An 18,032-nucleotide genomic window follows, 5' to 3' on the forward strand; every position below is an offset into this window, starting at 1 on the left:
GCGGGGGTGACCCACATTCGCCAGGTGAATACGAGAAACCTCATCGTAAATGCAAGGGCAACCCCTGCCTATGGCTCTTGGTTGATTATCCAAGGCGAACTGCTGGAACCGGTTCGGTTTCCGTGTCCGGGACCAGTCGTTTCGTCCCCCGGCCCGTTGCTTCACTGAGCGGAACGCCCGGGTTGGAGAGAGGCTGGTGGCGCGAAATGGACCTCAACACGGTGCTCGACGTGCGTGACGCGCGCCGCCGTGAGCCCTGGCGTCCCGGTGACGCGTGGCTCGGCGGGGGCACGTACCTCTTCTCCGAGCCGCAGCCCCACGTCCGCCGCCTCGTCGACCTCTCCCGCATGGGCTGGCCACCCCTGTCCTGGCAGCCCGACGGCTCCCTCGACATCGCCGCCACGTGCACGATCACCGAGCTCTCGCGCTTCGGCCGGTCGCTGCCCATGACCGCCGCGCCGCTGATCGAGCAGTGCTGCCGGGCCTTCCTCGCCAGCTTCAAGATCTGGAACATGGCCACCGTCGGCGGCAACCTCTGCAACGGCCTGCCGGCCGGCCCGGTCATCTCCCTGTCGGCGGGCCTCGACGGCACCGTCCTGATCCAGGGCCAGGACGGCTCCACCCGCCGGCCCGCCGTCACCGACTTCATCCGCGGCGCGGGCGTCAAGGACCTGCGCGAGGGCGACCTGCTGCGCTCGGTCCGCGTCCCGGCCCGCGCGCTGGGCTGCCGGACGGCCTTCCGCCAGGCCTCCCTCTACGGACTGGGCCGTTCCGGCGCCCTGGTCATCGGCACGGCCGACCCCCAGGACGGCTCCTTCGCCCTGACCGTGACGGCCGCCACCACCCGCCCCTTCCGCTTCTGGTTCGCCCTGTGGCCGACCGCCGCCGAACTGCGGGCGGCCATCGACGACACCGTCCGAGCCGACGAGTGGTTCGACGACATCCACGGCCTGCCCGCCTGGCGGCGGCACATGGCGCTGCGCCTCGCGGAGGAGATCCGCCGCGAACTCACGCTGGAGGAGGCTTCCCGATGAGCTACGGGATCGAGATCAACGAGCAGCGCTTCGAGGACGAGCCGCGGGCCGGCCAGTGCCTGCGCACCTACCTGCGCGAGCGCGGCTGGTTCGGCGTGAAGAAGGGCTGCGACCAGGGCGACTGCGGGGCCTGCACGGTCCACGTCGACGGCGCGCCGGTGCACAGCTGCCTCTACCCGGCGGTCCGCGCCGAGGGCCGTTCCGTCACCACCGTCGAGGGCCTGGCCGAGCCGGGCGGCGAGCTCCACCCGGCGCAGCGGCAGTTCCTCGACGCCCAGGGCTTCCAGTGCGGCTTCTGCACGGCCGGGTTCCTGATGACCACCGCCGCCCTCCAGGCCGAGGAGGGCACGGCCCACGACGACGGCAAGCTCCAGGACCTCCCGCGCGCCTTCAAGGGCAACATCTGCCGCTGTACGGGGTACCGGGCCATCGAGGACGCGGTGCGCGGGGTCAAGCACACCGAGAGCCCCGAGGCCGGGCAGGCCGTCGGCAGGTCCCTGGGCGCCCCCGCCGGCCCCCTCGTCGTCACCGGCACCGCCCGCTACACCTTCGACGTCGAGGTGCCGGGGCTGCTGCACATGAAGCTGCTGCGCTCCCCGCACCCGCACGCCCGGATCGTCTCCATCGACACCCGCGACGCCCTTGAGGTCCCGGGCGTGCACGCCGTCTTCACCCACCACGACTCCCCCGACCGGCTGTACTCCTCCGCCCGCCACGAGCACCCCACCGAAGACCCCATGGACACCCGTGTCCTGGACGACGTGGTCCGCTTCGTCGGCCAGCGCGTGGCGGCCGTCGTCGCCGACAGCGAGCAGGCCGCCGAGGAGGGCTGCCGCCGCGTGGTGGTCACCTACGAGGAGCTCCCGTACGTGATCGACCCGGAGGAGGCCATGCTCCCGGGCGCGCCCGTCCTCCACCCCAAGGGCCCCGAATCGGGGATCTTCCGCGCCGAGAACAACGTGTGCGGCGAGGTCCACAACACCATCGGCGACATGGAGAAGGGGTACGCGGAGGCGGACGTCGTCCACGAGGAGACCTTCCGGACCCAGCGCGTGCAGCACGCCAGCCTGGAGACCCACGGCAGCGTCGCGTACTTCGAACCCAAGGAGGACGGCGACGGCGAGCGCATCACCGTCCGCTCCTCCACCCAGGCGCCCTTCCTGACCCGGCGGGCGCTGTGCGCCCTCTACGACCTCGATGAGGACGAGGTCCGCGTCGTCGCGGGCCGCGTGGGCGGCGGGTTCGGTGGCAAGCAGGAAATGCTGACCGAGGACATCGTGGTCCTCGCCGCCCTGAAGCTGCGGCGGCCGGTGAAACTCGAATTCACCCGGGCCGAGCAGTTCTACGGTGCCACCACCCGCCACCCCTTCAAGATCACCATCAAGATCGGCGCCAAGGCCGACGGCACCCTCACCGCGCTGCGCATCCGCGTGCTCTCCAACACCGGCGCCTACGGCAACCACGGCCCGGCGGTCATGTTCCACAGCGTCGGCGAGTCCTTCGCCGTCTACAAGGCGCCCAACAAGCAGGTGGAGGCGTACTCCGTCTACACCAACGGCGTACCGGCCGGCGCCTTCCGCGGCTACGGCCTCGGGCAGGTCCTGTTCGCCCTCGAATCGGTGATGGACGAGCTCGCCCTCCGGCTGGGCATGGACCCGCTCGAACTGCGCGAGAAGAACGTCATCGGCGCCGGCGACCACATGGTGACCCCGATCGGCCACGAGGAGGACCTCTTCATCGCCTCGTACGGGATGAAGCAGTGCATGGACGTCGTCCGCAAGGCCATCGCCGAGGACCGCAGTCACGAGGACGTACCGGAGGGCTGGCTGACCGGCACGGGCTCGGCGGTCGCGATGATCGCGACCGGTCCGCCCGGCGGACACTTCGCCGACGCCACCGTCAGCCTGCTGCGCGACGGGACGTACGACATCGCCGTGGGCACGGCCGAGTTCGGCAACGGCACCACCACCGTCCACAAGCAGATCACCGCCGGCGCGCTGAACACCACCGTCGACCGGATCGCGGTCCGCCAGTCGGACACGGACGTCGTCCGCCACGACACCGGCGCGTTCGGCTCGGCCGGCACGGTGGTGGCGGGCAAGGCCGTGATGCTGGCGGCCGACTCGCTCGCGGAGCGCCTCAAGACCTTCGCGGCCCGGCACACGGGCGTGGCCCGGCACCTGTGCAGGCTGGAGGCCGAGGCCTTCGACTGCGCGGGCCGGGTCGTCACCCTCAAGGAGCTGTACGAGGCCGCGTACGACAAGGGCAAGCTGCACGAGGTGACGGCCGAGGGCCACTGGACCGGCTCCCCCCGCTCGGTGGCCTTCAACGCCCAGTGGTTCCGCCTGGCGGTGGACCCCGGCACCGGCGAGATGAAGATCCTGCGCAGCGTGCACGCGGCGGACGCGGGCAAGGTCATGAACCCGATGCAGTGCCGCGGCCAGGTCGAGGGCGGCGTGGCCCAGGCCCTGGGCGCCACCCTCTTCGAGACGGTACGGGTGGACGAGCGCGGGGAGGTCACCACGGCCGCCTTCCGCCGCTACCGCCTCCCGCAGTACGCGGACGTCCCGCGCACGGAGGTCCACTTCATGGAGACCTCGGACTCGATCGGTCCGCTCGGCGCCAAGTCCATGTCCGAGAGCCCCTTCAACCCGGTCGCACCGGCGTTCGCGAACGCCCTGCGGGACGCGACGGGCGTGCGGTTCACCGAGATGCCGGTGACGCGGGATGTCGTCTGGCAGAAAATCGCGCAGAAGATGCAAGGTGAATCCCACAAATGAGGCACAGCTGCGGCTCATGGATACCCCTGAACCTTGCAGGTGAGGTTCCGGAGAGATGCGAGTCGGGCATGTCATAGCCATGGCCACACTCCTGCTGCACGGCGACCTCGACCATCCGGCGACCCTGAGCGTCCGCGACCTGCGGGCCTGGCCGCAGCACCGGGCCGAGGTCACCTTCGACTGCGCGACCAACGGCCCGCAGCACCACGTCTTCGAGGGCGCGCTGCTGCGGGACGTGATCTCGGGCGCGGGCCCCGTCTTCGACGCCCGCCGCCGCAAGGACCGCAGCCGCTACCTCCTCGCCGTCAGCGGCGGCGACGGCCACCACACCGTCCTGTCCTGGGCGGAGCTGGACGACGACTTCGGCGGCAGCCCGGTCCTGCTGGCCACCCGCCTCGACGGCGCGGACCTCGACGGGCCGGGCAGCCAGCTGGTGGTCCCCTCCGACCGGTGCGGCGCCCGCTACGTCAGCGCCGTCACCCACGTCTGGTTCGGCACCCTGACCGTCCCGGCGCTCGTCGCGGTGTGAGCCCCGCCGGCCTCGGCCGCCTGTGACCCGGCTCACGCGACGCGGGGGCGGACCGCTGTCACGTTCCCGGCCGCTCGTCTGTCCCGTTCACGAGGGGCCCGCACCGGGGCCCCGCCACAGCGGACCGGGAGTACGGACATGGGACAGAAGCAGCACGTCGTGGTGGTCGGCGCCGGCTACGCGGGGCTCACCGCGGCCCTCCGCGTCAGCCGCGGCCACCGGGTGACCCTCGTCGACCCGAAGGAGGCCTTCACCGAGCGGATCCGGCTGCACGAGACCGCCGCCGGGCTCCCCTCCACGCAGGTGCCCCTCGGGGAGCTCACCGCCGGCCGCGACATCGAGCTGGTCCGGGCCCGCGCCGCGGCCATCGACCCCGAGGGCCGCCGGGTCGTCCTGGACGACGGCACCGCCCTCTCCTACGACCGGCTCGTCTACGCCCTCGGCAGCGCTACCGACACCACCCGCGTCCCCGGCGCCGCGGAGCACGCGTACCCCCTGGAGCGGGCCGGGGAGCTGGCCCGCCGCATGGCCGGCGGCACCGGCACCGTCACCGTCGTCGGCGGCGGGACGACGGGCGTCGAACTGGCCGCGGAGCTGGCCGAGTCGGCCACCGGCTGGCAGGTCGCCCTGGTCACCTCCGGCGAGCCCGTCCCCGGGATGTCGCCGCGCGGACGCGCCCACGCGGGGCGGACCCTGGAGCGCCTCGGCGTCCGGATCCACCCGCACACCCGCGTCCGTACCGTCCACGAGGGCGGCCTGACGACCGACCGCGGCGAGCTGGCCTCCGACCTGGTCGTATGGGCCGCCTCGTTCACCGTCCCGGCGCTGGCCGCCGAAGCCGGGCTCCGCGTGGACGAGCGGGGCCGCGCCCTGGTCGATCCGGCGCTGCGCTCGCTCTCGCACCCCGACGTGCTGGTCGTCGGCGACGCCGCCCGCATCACGGTCCCCGGCACCGGCGAACTCCGCATGGCGTGCGCGACGGCGATGCCCGCCGGAGCCCACGCCGCCGATGTCATCGACGCGCTCGCCCGGGGCCGCGCGCCCAGGCCGTTCGGCTTCCGCTTCGTGGCCCAGTGCGTCAGCCTCGGCCGGCACGACGGCCTCGTCCAGCAGGTCCGCGCCGACGACTCGGCACACGGCCTGGTGCTCACCGGCCGCACCGCGGCCCGGGTCAAGGAGTGGATCAACCGCTACACCCTCTCCTCCCTGCACCGGGAGCGCCGCCGCCCCGGCAGCTACCTCTGGGCCAAGCCCCTGCGCCCGGCCGCCGCCGCCCCGGCTCAGCCCCCGGCGCCCGCCCGGACCGCGTCGGCGAGCAGCTGAGCCGTGCCGTTGTCCGGGCCGACCAGACGGGTGCGGGTGAGCGCGAAGGACAGCCCCCGCTCCCGGTCGGCGAGGGCGACGGACCCGCCGCTGCCGTGGTGCCCGAAGGCGGTGACCGATCCGCCCGTCCGGGGCATCCCAGGAAGTAGCAGAGCTCTTGGCGCGCCGCACGGGCACCCGGCGCACGCCTCCACCACCGGCTGGCCGCGCAGGTACGCGGCCACCTGGAGCCCACTCTCGGCCCCGGACGCGAGGAGCCCGCCGCGCGTTCCCTGAAGATCCACGCGCCCCGCCTTCACCACCGCACGCCGGTATCACGCAACGTCACGTCACCGCTACCTTCGGCGAACAAGTGGATCACTCACGAAGGAAGAGGCGGACGCATGATGCGAGGCACGGCGAAGGTCCTCGGGGCGTGCGCGGCAGCGGCGATGCTGGCGCTCACCACCCCGGGCACGGCGCAGGCGGCCCAGGGGGTCCTGTTCATCGACCGCGCACCCCACCAGGACCCCTCGGGCTGCTACCCGCTGGGCGACTTCGCCCCGTCGGAGGTCGCGAACTTCACCGACGAGGTCGCCTTCGTCTGGTCGGGCCCCTCCTGCGACGGACGCGTGACCCACCCGGTCTTCCCGGGCCAGGTCACCGTCGCCCACGGCCGGAGCATCTTCATCCAATGATCAGGCGGCCTGGAGGGACACCTCGGTCGCCTTGATCAGCGCGACGACGGAGGAACCGGCGGCCAGGCCGAGGGCCTCGACGGCGTCGGCGGTGATCGCGGCGGTCAGCCCGCCGCCGTTCACGTCGACCTTGACGGAGGCCATGGCCGGCCCGGCGGCGATGTCGACGACGGTCCCGGCGATCTGGTTCCGGATGGACAGCCCCTCGACGGGCCCGGTCGCCAGGGCCACCTCGGTGGCCTTGACCAGCGCCTTGACGGAGGACCCGGCGGCGAGGCCGAGGTCCTTGACGGCGTCGAGGGTGATGGCGGCGGTGATGTCCTGACCACCCTCCAGGCGGACCTTGACCGTCGCCATCGCCTCACCGGTGGTGACGGCGGTGACGGTTCCGGCGATCTGGTTGCGGATGCTCAGGCTCATGGGCGGTTCGACCCCTTACGTAGACACCTCGCGCGGCCCGGGACGAACCGCACGGGATCGACGCTATGTGCCCACGTGTTGACTTTCGTTCAGCCCCTCGCATCCGCGAACCAGAACCACCCACACGGCTGGTTCCTGCGGTTATCCCAGGTCAGAGGCGTACGAAACGAAGCCGACCCAGGCGGTGTCACTGACCGCGAACTGCGGGCCGGGAACGGTCTTGGAGTCCCGGACGTGCACCGTGCCGGGGGTGGTGGCCACCTCGACGCAGGAATCGCCACCCGGGCCGTCGCTGTAACTGCTCTTGAACCAATCCAGGTCGTGGATCATGTCTCTCCCAGCAAGTCCTCAATGAAGGCCCGCGACTCCCAAGGCGTGAGAGCGTCAGCCCGGATCAGTCCGTATCGTAGTTCCAGGATCCGAAGCTGCTTCGGGTCTGTTACGGGGCGCCCGTTGAAAGCCCCTTCGGATCGCCCTGCGGCTGTCCCGTCGGGGAACTTCAGCAGCTCGATCCCACCGTCCAGGCCTGAGTGGACCTCGCAGTCCGTGGCCATCACCTGCAGAGACACATTGCGCAAGTTGCCGACCTCCAGGAGTCGTTCGAGCTGCGCACGCCAGACCATTGTGCCGCCGATCCGGCGCCGCAGCGTGGCCTCTTCCTGAACCAGGCTGATCGCCGGCGCGGGGTCCCTCTCGAACACCTTCCGCCGGGCCATGCGCGCCCCCAGGAAGCACTCCACCTCGTCCCGCGAGTAAGCGGGCTGCCGCATCTCGAACAGGGTCCTCGCGTAATCCTCGGTCTGGAGCAGACCGTGGATGTTGTGAGTCCTGTATCCCCCTACCTCGGAGGCCCTGGCCTCCATCGAGGTCAGTTTGCGAATCTGCTTGGGGTAGCAGACCTGCGCCAGGTCCTCCCTCATCGCCTTGATCAGGCCGTCGACCCTCAGAGCCTCGTCCACACCGTCGAGATACTCGGGCTTGGCGATCCGCTTGCCGCCCTCGACCTTGTAGACCAGGTCCTCGCTGTAGTCGATCCGCTCCGCCAGTTCTGCGACCTTCATACCCAGCGCCTCGCGCCTTGTCCGCATCTGGCGCCCGAGCGCTGCGACCACCGCAGCACCCTGTTCGTCCTCGGGGTCCACAGCCCAGCTGTGCTCTTCCACACCGTCACTGTCCATCCACGCCCACCTCCGCAACGCGCCTTACCCGACAACCCGGTTGGGACAGTCCGGACAGCCTTGGACAAGCGCTGGACAGACCCTCTACGGACCGGCCGAGTCACTTCACAGAACTAGCACGCCCAGCCACGCTGCGTGACATGAATGCTCATCTCCACTGCACGCTCCAGCTGTCCGCCAACCCCCGCGCGGCCCGCCTCGCCCGGCTGCTCGTCGTCGAACAACTCCGGTCCTGGGGGCTCCCTTTCGAGGACGTCGCCCAAGTCGTCGCCGAGCTCTGCGCCAACGCCGTCACGCACGGCCGCGTCCCCGGGCGGGACTTCCGGCTGGAACTCAGCGTCATCGACGGGGGCCGCGTACGGGTCGAGGTGCACGACAGCCGGGGCGACGAGCCGCCCGGCGAGCCCCGGTACGGGCTGGCCATCGTCGACGCCCTCTCGAACCGCTGGGGCAGCTCCCAGGGGCCCGTCCCGCGCAAGTCCGTATGGGCCGAACTCGGCAGCTGACACGAGGTCGTTGGCCCTGACGGCGGCCCCGGGGCACCTCAGGGTCGGGCGGGGGACTTCCCCGGTGCCGCCGCACGGCGCGCGGCGGCACCGTAGGGGTCATGCAGACGACCACGCTCCGCCGCGCAGCCGCCTCCCTCGCCCTCGCCGCCGCCCTCGCCGGCCTGGCGGTCGCCCCCGCCCTCGCCGCCGAGGCACCCTCGTACGACTTCACCGACTGCCCGGCCATCCCCGCCGGGGTCGACGCCACGCGCTGGAAGTGCGAGGTGCTCACCGCCACCGGGTCGATGCACCTCGGCGACCGGGACGTTCCCGAGCTGGCCCCGATGACCATCACCCACGCCGAGGGACCGCTGCCCGACGGCACGAACGGCCAGGTCTGGGGCGCCCTGCGCGGCGACCCGACCGCCGTCCCCGGTGGCCTGGCCGGCAGGATCCCGCTCTCCCTCCAGCCCGAGTACGGCGGCCGGTCCGACTTCTACTCGGTGGGCGACGCCATGGGCCTCTTCACCCTGCGCTACCGCGTCGTGAGCCCCCTGCTGCCCCGGGACTGCGTCATCGGCGGCGGCGAGACCCCGATCGAGCTCCGCCTCAAACGGGTGGGCACGTCGGAGTGGATCTCGAAGAACCCGCCGGTCATCAAGTTCGCCGCGACCGACACCACCTTCACCGCCCCCGCCGCAACCGGCTGCGGCCCCCTGACCCGTCTCGTGAACGACCGCCTCGGCCTCCCGGCCGGCACCGGCAACACGATCACCCTGTCGGCGCTGTACACCTTCAAGACGTACGACCAACTGCCCCCGCGTTGACGCCGATCGAGGCCGTCCGCCGAGGTCCGTCAACCCAAGACCCGGTCCGCGCGTACGTTTCTTTTGCTTCTCAGTACCGAGGGAAAGAACCGTGCCCAACCCCACCAGCCTCCCCGTGGAGGCGCCTTCACTCACACGGATGAACAAGTCCAACTCAGCTGGCTTCGGGAGCGGTTGCGGGGCATATGCTCGCCCCGACAACCCCCAGAAATGAGACGGCCCCCGACGGGACGGCAATCCCGGACGAGGGCCTGACCAAGTAGGAAGTCATCAGCTTCCCCATGGCTCTTGAGCAGGTTAGCGCGCCACCGCGCTCCTCGTACGGCGTTCACCACTCGAATGTCCGGCACTCGACCCGGTACACCGTCGTCGGCAACCACCTGATCCAGAATCCGAAGATCAGCCTCACGGCCAGGGGCCTGGGCGCGTACATCCAGTCGCTGCCGCCCGGAACGCCCATCGGCATCAAAGACCTGGCCAGGCGTGTGCCCGAGGGACAGATCCGCATCGCCTCGGCACTGCGCGAGCTGGAGTCCCACGGCTACCTGAAGCGGGTCCGCGAGCAGCTCCCCGACGGCCGCTTCGTCACCCGAACGATTTCCTACAACCACCCCAAGGCGTCCGTCACCACCCCGCCTCTCCCTCCGCCCCCGGACCCGGATCCGGAACCAGAGCCCGCCCCGATGCCCGAGGCCGAGCCGCCGGTACCCGATCCACAGCCCGAACCGGAGCCCCAGCAGGCCGAACCGCCGCCCGTACCCGCCCCGGACCCCGGGCCCGAGCCTCCCTCCGCCCGGCGCTGGGCGGCCATAGCCCTGCTCGCGCGACTGCGCCACGTCGACCACCGCCTGCTCCTCGGGCAGCGGGACATCGAGCGCCTCGCGGACGACGCCGAGGTCTGGCTGGAGCGCGGCGGGAGCATCGAAGCGATCACCACCGCACTGACGGCCCGGATCCCCCACCCGCTCACCAACCCAGCCGGACTGATCGCCCACCGCCTCAAGGCCCAGCTCCCCCCGGCCCTGGAAGCGGAGCCCAGACGGACCGCCTACGCACCCCGCGACCCCTTCCAGACCTGCCCGCACTGCGACCGCGCCTTCCGCAGCCCGACCCCCGGCACCTGCCGGGACTGCACCGGAGATCCGCCGCCGTCCGGGGGAGGGGGCGCCGCGAGAACGGCCGCGACGGCCGTGTGCGAGGGTGGGCCACCACATATCTGAGGGGGGGGCGGAACCGTGCGCGCACGGCATGTCGCGGGTGCGGTGACGGTGGCCGTCGTAGCGGTCCTCGGTACGTCGGCCTGCTCCGCCGGGTCGCGGGCCGGCCCGGCGTCGTCCCCAGCGTCGTCCCTGGCGTCGCCCGCGCCGTCAGGGTCGGTGCCCCCGCGGCACCGGCTGCACGACGGTCTGCTGACACAGGCCCAACTGCCGCCCGGCTTCCGGCTGCTGACGGCAGAGGTCAACTCGACCACCACCGCCGCGCCCCACGCCCCCGCCTCCGTCACGATCGCGTCGATGCCGTGTTCCGAACTCGGCGTCGACTCCTTCATGACGGCTCACGCCCGCCCCGTGGAGGACGTGGCGGTCGGGCTGGAGCAGGTACCCGACGACGACGGCTGGTTCGGCCAGGAGGCCCTCGACCGCTACGCCCCCGGCCGGGCGGCCGAGGTCATGGCCGACATACGCGGCGCCGCGCAGCGCTGCCCCTCCTACGCCAACGCCCTCGACGGCGGTACCACCGTGCAGGAGAGCGTGTCGGTGACGGCAGCCGACGTCCCGGCGGACGACAGCCTGGTGTTGCGGACCTCGTCCGCCCTGCCCGGCGATCCCGACCCGTACGTCAGCGAGAAGGCGTTCGTCCGCGAGGGCGACGTGATCCTCATGGTGCAGAAGACGATCGCGCAGAAGCCACGGTCCGGGGTGGAGGCCGTCCTCCCGGCCGCCGTGGCCGCGTACCGCGCGACCACGGCGAGCTGACCGGGCCCGTCGGAACCGGGCCCGCTCGACCCCGCGTTCGGACCCGGATCAGCCGAACTTCGGCATCTCCCCCGACGTCGTCGACATGTCGATCACCGCGAACGCCGCGCCCTGCGGGTCCGTCACCGCCGCGAAGCGGCCGAAGGGGCTGTCCATCGGCCCGAAGTGCAGTCTCCCGCCCCGCGCCTGGGTCTTCGCGACGGCCTCGTCGCAGTCCGGGACGCCGAAGTAGACCTGGATGTAGGACGGGATCTCCGGCGGGAACTCGTCGCCCATCTTCATCCGGCCCAGCACCGGGTTCTCCTTGCCGCCCAGGCTGAAGATCTTGAAGTCCATCCCGGCCGCGTTCGGATCGTCGCAGTCCTCACCGCCCGACTCCATCTGCTGGGACTCGTACGGGAAGACCTTCTCCAGGAACCCGTCCGCCTTGCCCGGCTCCCGGCTGTAGACCTCCGCCCAGGCGTACGCGCCGGCCTCGCCGAGCTTCTCGAAGCCCTTGTGCTCGCCCGGCTGCCAGACGCCGAAGACCGCGCCGCTCGGCTCCTTGGCGATCGCCATCGTGCCGAAGGTGCCGACCTGCATCGGCTCCATCACCAGCTCGCCGCCCGCAGACTTGATCTTCTCGGCCGTGGCGGCCGCGTCCGGCGAGGCGAAGTACAGACACCACTGCGAGGCGGCCTCGCCCCCCGGCATCGGCGGCACGACGGCCGCGACCGCCTTCCCTCCCGAATAGGCCTGCGTGTAGTTGCCGTACTCACTGCTGGCATCACCGAAGGTCCAGCCCAGCACGTCGGCGTAGAACTCCTTCGCGCCCTCCACGTCGGTGAACATCGCGTCCACCCAGCACGGGGCACCCTCAGGGAAATCGGACATGGTCGATCGACTCCTGTGTCGTACTTCGTCCACTGCGTATCCACTGCCTGTCCGATCCCACGCTAGGCGGGGGGTCTGACAACCGCGCGCCGACCGCGCGCGGGGGCCCGGGGCGGGGGAGGCTGGAGCCATGGACGACATCACCATCCGGCTCGCGCAGCAGCCCGAGGCCGACGCCCTCCTCTCGCGGAGCCCGCTCGCCGCGCTCGTCGGAATGCTGCTGGACCAGCAGGTGCCGATGGAGTGGGCGTTCTCGGGGCCGTACACGATCGCGCAGCGGCTCGGCGCCGACGACCTCGACGCGGACGCCATCGCCGCCATGGACCCCGAGGCCTTCGCGGCGCTGCTGTCGCAGAAGCCCGCCGTGCACCGGTACCCGGGGTCCATGGCGAAGCGGATCCAGCAGCTGTGCGCGTACCTGGTGGAGCACTACGGCGGGGAGGCGGAGGCCGTCTGGCGGGACGCGGCGAGCGGCGCCGAACTGCTGGGGCGGCTGAAGGCGCTGCCGGGGTTCGGGGAGCAGAAGGCGAAGATCTTCCTCGCGCTGCTGGGCAAGCGGCTGGGCGTCCGTCCCAAGGGCTGGCGGGAGGCCGCCGGGGACTACGGGCCGGCGAACGTGTACCGCTCCGCGGCGGACATCACGGGGCCGGAGTCGCTGGCGAAGGTCCGGGAGTACAAGCAGGCGCGGAAGGCCGCCGCCAAGGACACCGCGTAGGAGCGGCGGCGGTTCCCCGGCCGGGGCCGGACGGGGACGGACCGGTTGAGGGGGCGGACCGGTTGAGGGGGCGGACCGGTTGACGGGCACGGACCGCTCGACCGGCACGGACCACTTGACGGGGGGCGGGAGTTGACAGACTCCGGTCACGGCTCCGCCCCGGGGAAGCGGCCCCGCGTAGGCTCGCGAGATGACCGACAACCTGACCCGCGCCGCTACCGCCGAGATCATTTCCGACGGCCCCGGCAGCCTGATCACCCTGCTCACCGACACCGACGAGCTCACCTGCAACACGGCGAGCTTCGAGGTCGGCGCGGCCGGTGCCCCGGTGCACTTCCACACCAAGGCCACGGAGTTCTTCCACGTCACCGACGGACAGCTCGACGTCCTCGTCGGCGACGAGGTCCACACCCTGTCCAAGGGCGACTTCATCACCATCGCCCCCGGTGTGAAGCACGCCTTCGCCCCGGCCGCCGGGCAGACGGCCGAGGTCTTCGTCGGCTTCACGCCCGGCATGGGGCGCTTCGACTACTACCGGCTCCTGGGCCGGGTGCGGGCGGGCGAGGCCACCGTGCAGGACATCATCGACAGCCAGCCCACCTACGACAACCACTACGCGGAGAGCGAGGCCTGGGCCGGCCGCACCCGCAGCGCCGAGGCGTAGACCTCGTCGGCGCCGAGCCAGCGCAGCTCCTCCGCGAGCAGCTCGGCGCTGCTGCGGATCTTGAGGGCGACCTTCCGGTCCGGCCACCCCGGCAGCACCAGCTGCGCCAGGACCCCGGCCGGCCGGTCGACCCGTACCTCCCCGGCGGTCGTCTCCAGCCGGACCCGGGTGATGACCGGCCCCTCGCTGGCGACCCGCTCCACGGGCACCCCCAGCCGGTCCTCCAGCCAGCGCGCCAGCAGCTCGGCGCTCGCGTTGTCGCCCTCGCTCTCCACCGCCGCGCCCGTGACCGGGAGCGCCTTCTGGTCGAAGGAGGAGGCCAGCAGCGAGCGCCACGGCGTGAGCCGGGTCCAGGCCAGGTCGGTGTCCCCGGGGGCGTACGAGGCGGCGCGGCCGGCCAGTACGCCGACCGGGTCGGCGGCCGCCTGGGAGTCGGTGATGCGGCGCTGCGCGAGGCGGCCCAGGTCGTCGCGGGCCGGGTCGGCGGGGGCCTCGGCGGGCCACCACGCCACCACGGGCGCGTCCGGCACCAGCAGCGGCAGCACGACCGAGCCCGCCTGCGAGGTGAGGTCGCCGTGCAGGCGCAGCAGCACGATCTCCCCGGACCCGGCGTCCGAGCCGACGCGCAGCTCGGCGTCGAGGCGGGTCCGGTGCCGCCGCTGCGGACCGCGCGAGGTCCGCTTGATCACGGCGATGATCCTGCAGGGGTGCTCGCGGGAGGCTTCGGAGGCCGCGCGCACGGCGTCGTAGGCGTTCTCCTCGTCGGTGACCACGAGGAGCGTCAGGACCAGCCCCATCGTGGGGCTGCCGATGGCTCGGCGTGCGGCGAGCATCGCTCGGGCGATCTTGCTGGACGTGGTGTCGGTCAGTTCGGTCCGCATGCCCCGAGTCTGTCAGCGCCGGGCGGGCGGCGGGCACCCGGTTCGCTCGATTTCGCCTGGACCCGTGTCCGGAACGCCACCGGGGCCGCGACCGGACCCGCGTCCGGACCCGCGGCGGGCCCGGTCAGCGCCGGCGCTTGGCCGTGCCGAAGAGGGAGCGGGAGATCTCACGGCCCAGCTGCGTGCCGACCGAACGGGCCAGCGAGCGGAACAGTCCGCTCCCCACCACCTGCTGGGCCAGCGAGGGCTCCGGTTTCGGGGCGTTGCGGGCCGCCTTCGCCGCCTCCTTGGCCTGCTTCTCGGCCTCCGCCGCCGCGGCGGCCGCCTCCGCCTCGGCCTCCGCGGCCGCCTGTTCGGCGCTGATCTTCTCGTAGGCCGATTCGCGGTCGACCGGCTCCGCGTAGCGCGAGTACAGCGGGGAGGACTTCACCGCGTGGTCCAGGGCCGCCGGATCGATCGGACCCATCAGCGACCGCGGGGCGCGCAGCCGGGTCGCGGCGACCGGCGTGGGGGCGCCGTTCTCGCTGAGCACCGTGATGACGGCCTCGCCGGTGCCGAGCCCGGTGAGCAGCTCCTCCAGGTCGTAGGCGGAGCGCGGGAAGGTCTTCACGGTGGCCTTGAGGGCCTTGGCGTCGTCGGGGGTGAAGGCGCGCAGGGCGTGCTGCACCCGGTTGCCGAGCTGCGCCAGCACGTCCGCCGGTACGTCCTTGGGGGTCTGCGTCACGAAGAACACGCCGATGCCCTTGGAGCGGATCAGGCGCACGGTCTGGGTGATGGACTCCAGGAAGGCCTTGGACGCGCCGTTGAACAGCAGGTGCGCCTCGTCGAAGAAGAACACCAGCTTGGGCCGTTCCACGTCGCCGACCTCCGGCAGGTCGGCGTAGAGGTCGGCCAGCAGCCACATCAGGAAGGTGGAGAACAGCTGCGGTTTGTCCTGCACCGACGGGAGTTCCAGTACGGAGACCATCCCGCGGCCGTCGGCGGAGGTGCGCAGGAACTCGCCCGTGTCGAACTCGGGCTCGCCGAAGAACTCGCCGGCGCCCTGCTGCTCGAAGGCGGTCAGGGCCCGCAGGATCACCCCGGCGGTCACCGTGGACAGTCCGCCGATTCCCTTGAGTTCGGGTTTTCCCTGGTCGGAGACGAGGAAGGCGACGACGGCCCGGAGGTCCTTGAGGTCGATCAGCTCCAGTCCCTTGCTGTCGGCGTAGTGGAAGATCAGGCCGAGGGACTGTTCCTGCGTCTGGTTGAGCTGGAGCACCTTGGACAGCAGCACCGGGCCGAAGGCCGTCACGGTCGCCCGGACGGGGATGCCGGCGCCGATCCCGCCCAGCGCGTAGAACTCGCTCGGGCAGCCGGTGGCCTCCCACTCCTGGCCGACGTCGGCGGCCCGCTCCCGGACCCGGTCGTTCTCGGTGCCGGGCGCCGAGATGCCCGAGACGTCGCCCTTGATGTCGGCGAGGAAGACGGGCACGCCGTTGGCGGAGAGCTGTTCGGCGATCAGCTGCAGGGTCTTGGTCTTGCCGGTGCCGGTGGCTCCGGCGACCAGGCCGTGCCGGTTGAGCATCGACAGCGGGATGCGGATCTGCCGGTCCGGCAGGCAGGCGCCGTCCCAGAGCAGGGCGCCGAGTTCGAGCGCGGGGCCGGTGAAGGCGTACCCGGCGGCGATCTGAACGGCGGGGTCGGTGCTCTGACTCATGCATCACTCCCGAAATAGCCCTGTCCGCCACTTTTGCACCGACGGAGCGAGGCTGCGCCCGGAGGCGCGGGCCCGGTAGGCTTTCCGTGTGATCTTCAAGCGCATCGGAAGCGGGCGGCCGTACCCCGACCACGGCAGGGAAACCACCCGGCAGTGGGCGGACGTCGCCCCGCGCCCGGTCCGGCTCGACCAGCTCGTGACGACCAAGGGGCAGCTGGACCTCGAAACGCTGCTCGCCGAGGACTCCACCTTCTACGGCGACCTCTTCGCGCACGTCGTGAAGTGGCAGGGCGACCTGTACCTGGAGGACGGGCTGCACCGCGCCGTGCGCGCGGCGCTCCAGCAGCGTCAGGTGCTGCACGCACGCGTCCTGGAAATGGACTGATTGCGCCTTTCGGGTCAGCCTTACCCGATCAACAGATCATTTAGTAGGCATCGTTCCGGTACGGCACTACGCTGCGCCCATGAGCATGCTCACTCCCCCCGGCATGGGCGGAAAGTACCGCATCACGGGAGCTGCCTACCCCCGCATGAGCCGTCCCCGGCGACGCCGCAAGGTCGTGCTCGCCCTGCTCGGATCGGTCCTCGCGCTGGCCCTGCTCGGTTACGGGGCACTGCAGCTCATCGACGTGTTCCGAGGCGACGGCGGCAAGCGGAACGCGGTGGCCGGCAAGGACTGCCCCACGGCCTCCGCCACCCCCGCCAAGGCTGCCAAGGCCGGTAACACCGGTCCCGGCGCGGCCCCCTCCGCCACCCCTGCGGTCGCACTCCCCCAGCCCGGCCAGATCACGGTCAACATCTACAACGCGACCCCGCGCGCGGGGCTCGCCAAGGCGGTCCGCGACGAGCTGGAGAAACGCGGCTTCGTCATCGGCCAGGTCGGCAACGCCCCCGCCGACTTCGACAAGAAGGTCCCCGGCGCCGGGATACTGCTCGGCTCCCCGCGGACCGACAAGGCGGCGTACTCCGTCCTCGCGGCCCAGCTCACCGGGGTCACCACCCAGACCGATACCCGCGAGGGCACGGACATCGACCTGATCCTGGGCGACTCCTTCAAGGAGCTCACCCCGAAGGCGGACGCGGACAAGGCACTGGCCGCCCTGGCCAACCCGGCACCCGCACCCGCCGGGAAGTGCTGAGGCGGGCGGCCCGGACCCACCGGCCGCCCGCCCGCCCCGCCCGAATACCGCGTGCGGCCTACTCCGCCGAGCCGTACATGCGGTCGCCCGCGTCTCCCAGGCCCGGCACGATGTAGCCGTGCTCGTTGAGCCGCTCGTCCACGGCGGCCGTCACCACCGTCACCGGCGTGCCCGCGAGCTCGCGCTCCATGACCTCGACGCCCTCGGGCGCGGCCAGCAGCACCACGGCGGTCACGTCGTCGGCGCCGCGCTTGATGAGTTCCTGGATCGCGGCGACCAGCGTGCCGCCGGTGGCCAGCATCGGGTCGACCACGTAGACCTGGCGCCCGGAGAGGTCCTCGGGCATGCGCGTCGCGTACGTGGAGGCCTCCAGGGTCTCCTCGTTGCGGACCATGCCCAGGAAGCCCACCTCGGCGGTCGGCAGCAGCCGCACCATGCCGTCCAGCATGCCGAGACCGGCGCGCAGGATCGGCACGACCAGCGGGCGCGGGTGCGACAGCTTGACGCCGGTGGTCGGGCCGACCGGGGTGTCGATGTCCGCCTGCTCCGTGCGCACGTCGCGGGTGGCCTCGTAGGCGAGGAGCGTCACCAGCTCGTCGGCGAGCCGACGGAAGGTGGGGGAGTCGGTGCGCTTGTCGCGCAGTGTGGTGAGTTTGTGCGCCACCAAGGGGTGATCGACGACCTGCAAACGCACAACATCCTCCAAGACTCAGCCGGGCTTCGACCTGCGATCTGCGACCTGCGACCCTGCTACCTGCGAAAACGGCCGCCTGTTCGCGACCCACTGCCAAAAGGCTACGCGTTGGCAGGACCCCCGCGCGTCCCCGCGCGT

At 71.8% G+C, this 18,032-nt stretch carries 21 protein-coding genes; 13 read left to right on the plus strand and 8 right to left on the minus strand.

The genetic code is table 11. The features are described 5' to 3' along the window. Positions 1-206 precede the first annotated feature (206 nt). The 4 genes from ACZ5D2_RS00080 (at position 207) to ACZ5D2_RS00095 (ending at position 5,666) form a co-directional block, all read left to right on the plus strand. Positions 207-1,034 carry an FAD binding domain-containing protein gene (locus tag ACZ5D2_RS00080; RefSeq protein ID WP_371677522.1) on the plus strand — a complete coding sequence of 276 codons (828 nt, stop codon included), beginning with the start codon at positions 207-209 and terminating at the stop codon, positions 1,032-1,034. Next, on the plus strand, positions 1,031-3,814 hold the full coding sequence (locus tag ACZ5D2_RS00085) for a molybdopterin-dependent oxidoreductase (RefSeq protein WP_371677523.1): 2,784 nt from the start codon (positions 1,031-1,033) through the stop codon (positions 3,812-3,814). The genes ACZ5D2_RS00080 and ACZ5D2_RS00085 overlap by 4 nt, the downstream gene beginning before the upstream one ends. A gap of 79 nt (positions 3,815-3,893) precedes the next feature. Then, on the plus strand, positions 3,894-4,343 hold the full coding sequence (locus ACZ5D2_RS00090; RefSeq protein ID WP_371677524.1) for a molybdopterin-dependent oxidoreductase: 450 nt from the start codon (positions 3,894-3,896) through the stop codon (positions 4,341-4,343). A gap of 138 nt (positions 4,344-4,481) precedes the next feature. Continuing rightward, a complete protein-coding gene (locus tag ACZ5D2_RS00095) occupies positions 4,482-5,666 on the plus strand; it encodes an NAD(P)/FAD-dependent oxidoreductase (RefSeq protein ID WP_371677525.1) in 1,185 nt (394 codons plus the stop codon). Here the strand turns inward: ACZ5D2_RS00095 and ACZ5D2_RS00100 are convergent. Next, positions 5,624-5,950, minus strand: a complete 327-nt coding sequence (locus tag ACZ5D2_RS00100) for a hypothetical protein (RefSeq protein ID WP_371677526.1) — start codon at positions 5,948-5,950, stop codon at positions 5,624-5,626. The two genes, ACZ5D2_RS00095 and ACZ5D2_RS00100, sit on opposite strands and share 43 nt — an antisense overlap. 99 nt (positions 5,951-6,049) lie before the next feature. On the opposite strand from ACZ5D2_RS00100, the gene ACZ5D2_RS00105 reads away from it, so the two are divergent. After that, positions 6,050-6,343, plus strand: coding sequence for a hypothetical protein (locus tag ACZ5D2_RS00105; RefSeq protein WP_371677527.1), 294 nt, complete (start codon positions 6,050-6,052; stop codon positions 6,341-6,343). Here ACZ5D2_RS00105 and ACZ5D2_RS00110 read toward each other — a convergent pair whose 3' ends face one another. The 3 genes from ACZ5D2_RS00110 to ACZ5D2_RS00120 form a co-directional block, all read right to left on the minus strand. Next, positions 6,344-6,763 carry a TOBE domain-containing protein gene (locus tag ACZ5D2_RS00110; RefSeq protein WP_351030285.1) on the minus strand — a complete coding sequence of 140 codons (420 nt, stop codon included), beginning with the start codon at positions 6,761-6,763 and terminating at the stop codon, positions 6,344-6,346. It abuts the gene before it with no gap. A 141-nt stretch (positions 6,764-6,904) separates the two neighbouring features. Beyond that, entirely contained in the window at positions 6,905-7,093 is a 189-nt protein-coding gene (locus tag ACZ5D2_RS00115; RefSeq protein WP_371677528.1) for a DUF397 domain-containing protein, read from the minus strand. After that, on the minus strand, positions 7,090-7,941 hold the full coding sequence (locus tag ACZ5D2_RS00120) for a helix-turn-helix domain-containing protein (protein WP_371677529.1): 852 nt from the start codon (positions 7,939-7,941) through the stop codon (positions 7,090-7,092). Before ACZ5D2_RS00120 ends, ACZ5D2_RS00115 begins: the two co-directional genes overlap by 4 nt. A 140-nt stretch (positions 7,942-8,081) precedes the next feature. Here ACZ5D2_RS00120 and ACZ5D2_RS00125 point away from each other — a divergent pair, with 140 nt between their 5' ends. The 4 genes from ACZ5D2_RS00125 to ACZ5D2_RS00140 all read left to right on the plus strand — a co-directional run bounded on the left by ACZ5D2_RS00125 (position 8,082) and on the right by ACZ5D2_RS00140 (position 11,232). Then, complete coding sequence (locus ACZ5D2_RS00125; RefSeq protein ID WP_266840502.1) at positions 8,082-8,447, plus strand: ATP-binding protein; 366 nt, start codon at positions 8,082-8,084, stop codon at positions 8,445-8,447. Between the two features lie 101 nt (positions 8,448-8,548). Continuing rightward, positions 8,549-9,256, plus strand: a complete 708-nt coding sequence (locus ACZ5D2_RS00130; RefSeq protein WP_371677530.1) for a hypothetical protein — start codon at positions 8,549-8,551, stop codon at positions 9,254-9,256. 281 nt (positions 9,257-9,537) lie between these two features. Further along, positions 9,538-10,476, plus strand: coding sequence for a helix-turn-helix domain-containing protein (locus tag ACZ5D2_RS00135; RefSeq protein WP_371677531.1), 939 nt, complete (start codon positions 9,538-9,540; stop codon positions 10,474-10,476). A gap of 156 nt (positions 10,477-10,632) precedes the next feature. Then, the gene (locus ACZ5D2_RS00140) at positions 10,633-11,232 is read left to right on the plus strand and encodes a hypothetical protein (protein ID WP_371677532.1); all 600 of its coding nucleotides are present in this window, start codon (positions 10,633-10,635) and stop codon (positions 11,230-11,232) included. Positions 11,233-11,280: 48 nt separating this feature from the next. On the opposite strand, the gene ACZ5D2_RS00145 is transcribed toward ACZ5D2_RS00140, so the two are convergent. Further along, positions 11,281-12,105, minus strand: coding sequence for a VOC family protein (locus ACZ5D2_RS00145; RefSeq protein WP_371677533.1), 825 nt, complete (start codon positions 12,103-12,105; stop codon positions 11,281-11,283). 130 nt (positions 12,106-12,235) lie between these two features. Here ACZ5D2_RS00145 and ACZ5D2_RS00150 point away from each other — a divergent pair, with 130 nt between their 5' ends. Both ACZ5D2_RS00150 and ACZ5D2_RS00155 read left to right on the plus strand, forming a co-directional pair. Then, a complete protein-coding gene (locus tag ACZ5D2_RS00150) occupies positions 12,236-12,820 on the plus strand; it encodes an HhH-GPD-type base excision DNA repair protein (RefSeq protein WP_371677534.1) in 585 nt (194 codons plus the stop codon). A 190-nt stretch (positions 12,821-13,010) separates the two neighbouring features. Then, positions 13,011-13,484, plus strand: coding sequence for a cupin domain-containing protein (locus ACZ5D2_RS00155; RefSeq protein WP_468926089.1), 474 nt, complete (start codon positions 13,011-13,013; stop codon positions 13,482-13,484). Here the strand turns inward: ACZ5D2_RS00155 and opcA are convergent. Next, positions 13,433-14,365, minus strand: coding sequence for a glucose-6-phosphate dehydrogenase assembly protein OpcA (gene opcA, locus ACZ5D2_RS00160; protein WP_371677536.1), 933 nt, complete (start codon positions 14,363-14,365; stop codon positions 13,433-13,435). The genes ACZ5D2_RS00155 and opcA overlap by 52 nt on opposite strands. Positions 14,366-14,489: 124 nt before the next feature. Continuing rightward, on the minus strand, positions 14,490-16,061 hold the full coding sequence (locus tag ACZ5D2_RS00165) for a helicase HerA-like domain-containing protein (RefSeq protein WP_371677537.1): 1,572 nt from the start codon (positions 16,059-16,061) through the stop codon (positions 14,490-14,492). 88 nt (positions 16,062-16,149) lie between these two features. Between ACZ5D2_RS00165 and ACZ5D2_RS00170 the strand changes: the two genes are divergently transcribed. Then, positions 16,150-16,446 carry a type II toxin-antitoxin system VapB family antitoxin gene (locus ACZ5D2_RS00170; RefSeq protein WP_008740979.1) on the plus strand — a complete coding sequence of 99 codons (297 nt, stop codon included), beginning with the start codon at positions 16,150-16,152 and terminating at the stop codon, positions 16,444-16,446. Positions 16,447-16,525: 79 nt separating this feature from the next. After that, complete coding sequence (locus ACZ5D2_RS00175) at positions 16,526-17,200, plus strand: LytR C-terminal domain-containing protein (protein ID WP_371677538.1); 675 nt, start codon at positions 16,526-16,528, stop codon at positions 17,198-17,200. A 58-nt stretch (positions 17,201-17,258) separates the two neighbouring features. Here ACZ5D2_RS00175 and upp read toward each other — a convergent pair whose 3' ends face one another. Next, the gene (upp, locus tag ACZ5D2_RS00180) at positions 17,259-17,894 is read right to left on the minus strand and encodes a uracil phosphoribosyltransferase (RefSeq protein WP_371677539.1); all 636 of its coding nucleotides are present in this window, start codon (positions 17,892-17,894) and stop codon (positions 17,259-17,261) included. Positions 17,895-18,032: the final 138 nt, after the last annotated feature.

This window comes from Streptomyces sp. NPDC031479, assembly GCF_055581065.1.

Bases quoted from the DNA above. Each gene is read 5' to 3' on its own strand.
- ACZ5D2_RS00080 (WP_371677522.1), top strand. From the start codon at position 207: ATGGACCTCAACACGGTGCTCGACGTGCGTGACGCGCGCCGCCGTGAG.
- ACZ5D2_RS00085 (WP_371677523.1), top strand. From the start codon at position 1,031: ATGAGCTACGGGATCGAGATCAACGAGCAGCGCTTCGAGGACGAGCCG.
- ACZ5D2_RS00090 (WP_371677524.1), top strand. From the start codon at position 3,894: ATGGCCACACTCCTGCTGCACGGCGACCTCGACCATCCGGCGACCCTG.
- ACZ5D2_RS00095 (WP_371677525.1), top strand. From the start codon at position 4,482: ATGGGACAGAAGCAGCACGTCGTGGTGGTCGGCGCCGGCTACGCGGGG.
- ACZ5D2_RS00105 (WP_371677527.1), top strand. From the start codon at position 6,050: ATGATGCGAGGCACGGCGAAGGTCCTCGGGGCGTGCGCGGCAGCGGCG.
- ACZ5D2_RS00110 (WP_351030285.1), bottom strand. From the start codon at position 6,763: ATGAGCCTGAGCATCCGCAACCAGATCGCCGGAACCGTCACCGCCGTC.
- ACZ5D2_RS00115 (WP_371677528.1), bottom strand. From the start codon at position 7,093: ATGATCCACGACCTGGATTGGTTCAAGAGCAGTTACAGCGACGGCCCG.
- ACZ5D2_RS00120 (WP_371677529.1), bottom strand. From the start codon at position 7,941: ATGGACAGTGACGGTGTGGAAGAGCACAGCTGGGCTGTGGACCCCGAG.
- ACZ5D2_RS00125 (WP_266840502.1), top strand. From the start codon at position 8,082: ATGAATGCTCATCTCCACTGCACGCTCCAGCTGTCCGCCAACCCCCGC.
- ACZ5D2_RS00130 (WP_371677530.1), top strand. From the start codon at position 8,549: ATGCAGACGACCACGCTCCGCCGCGCAGCCGCCTCCCTCGCCCTCGCC.
- ACZ5D2_RS00135 (WP_371677531.1), top strand. From the start codon at position 9,538: ATGGCTCTTGAGCAGGTTAGCGCGCCACCGCGCTCCTCGTACGGCGTT.
- ACZ5D2_RS00145 (WP_371677533.1), bottom strand. From the start codon at position 12,105: ATGTCCGATTTCCCTGAGGGTGCCCCGTGCTGGGTGGACGCGATGTTC.
- ACZ5D2_RS00150 (WP_371677534.1), top strand. From the start codon at position 12,236: ATGGACGACATCACCATCCGGCTCGCGCAGCAGCCCGAGGCCGACGCC.
- ACZ5D2_RS00155 (WP_468926089.1), top strand. From the start codon at position 13,011: ATGACCGACAACCTGACCCGCGCCGCTACCGCCGAGATCATTTCCGAC.
- opcA (WP_371677536.1), bottom strand. From the start codon at position 14,365: ATGCGGACCGAACTGACCGACACCACGTCCAGCAAGATCGCCCGAGCG.
- ACZ5D2_RS00165 (WP_371677537.1), bottom strand. From the start codon at position 16,061: ATGAGTCAGAGCACCGACCCCGCCGTTCAGATCGCCGCCGGGTACGCC.
- ACZ5D2_RS00175 (WP_371677538.1), top strand. From the start codon at position 16,526: ATGAGCATGCTCACTCCCCCCGGCATGGGCGGAAAGTACCGCATCACG.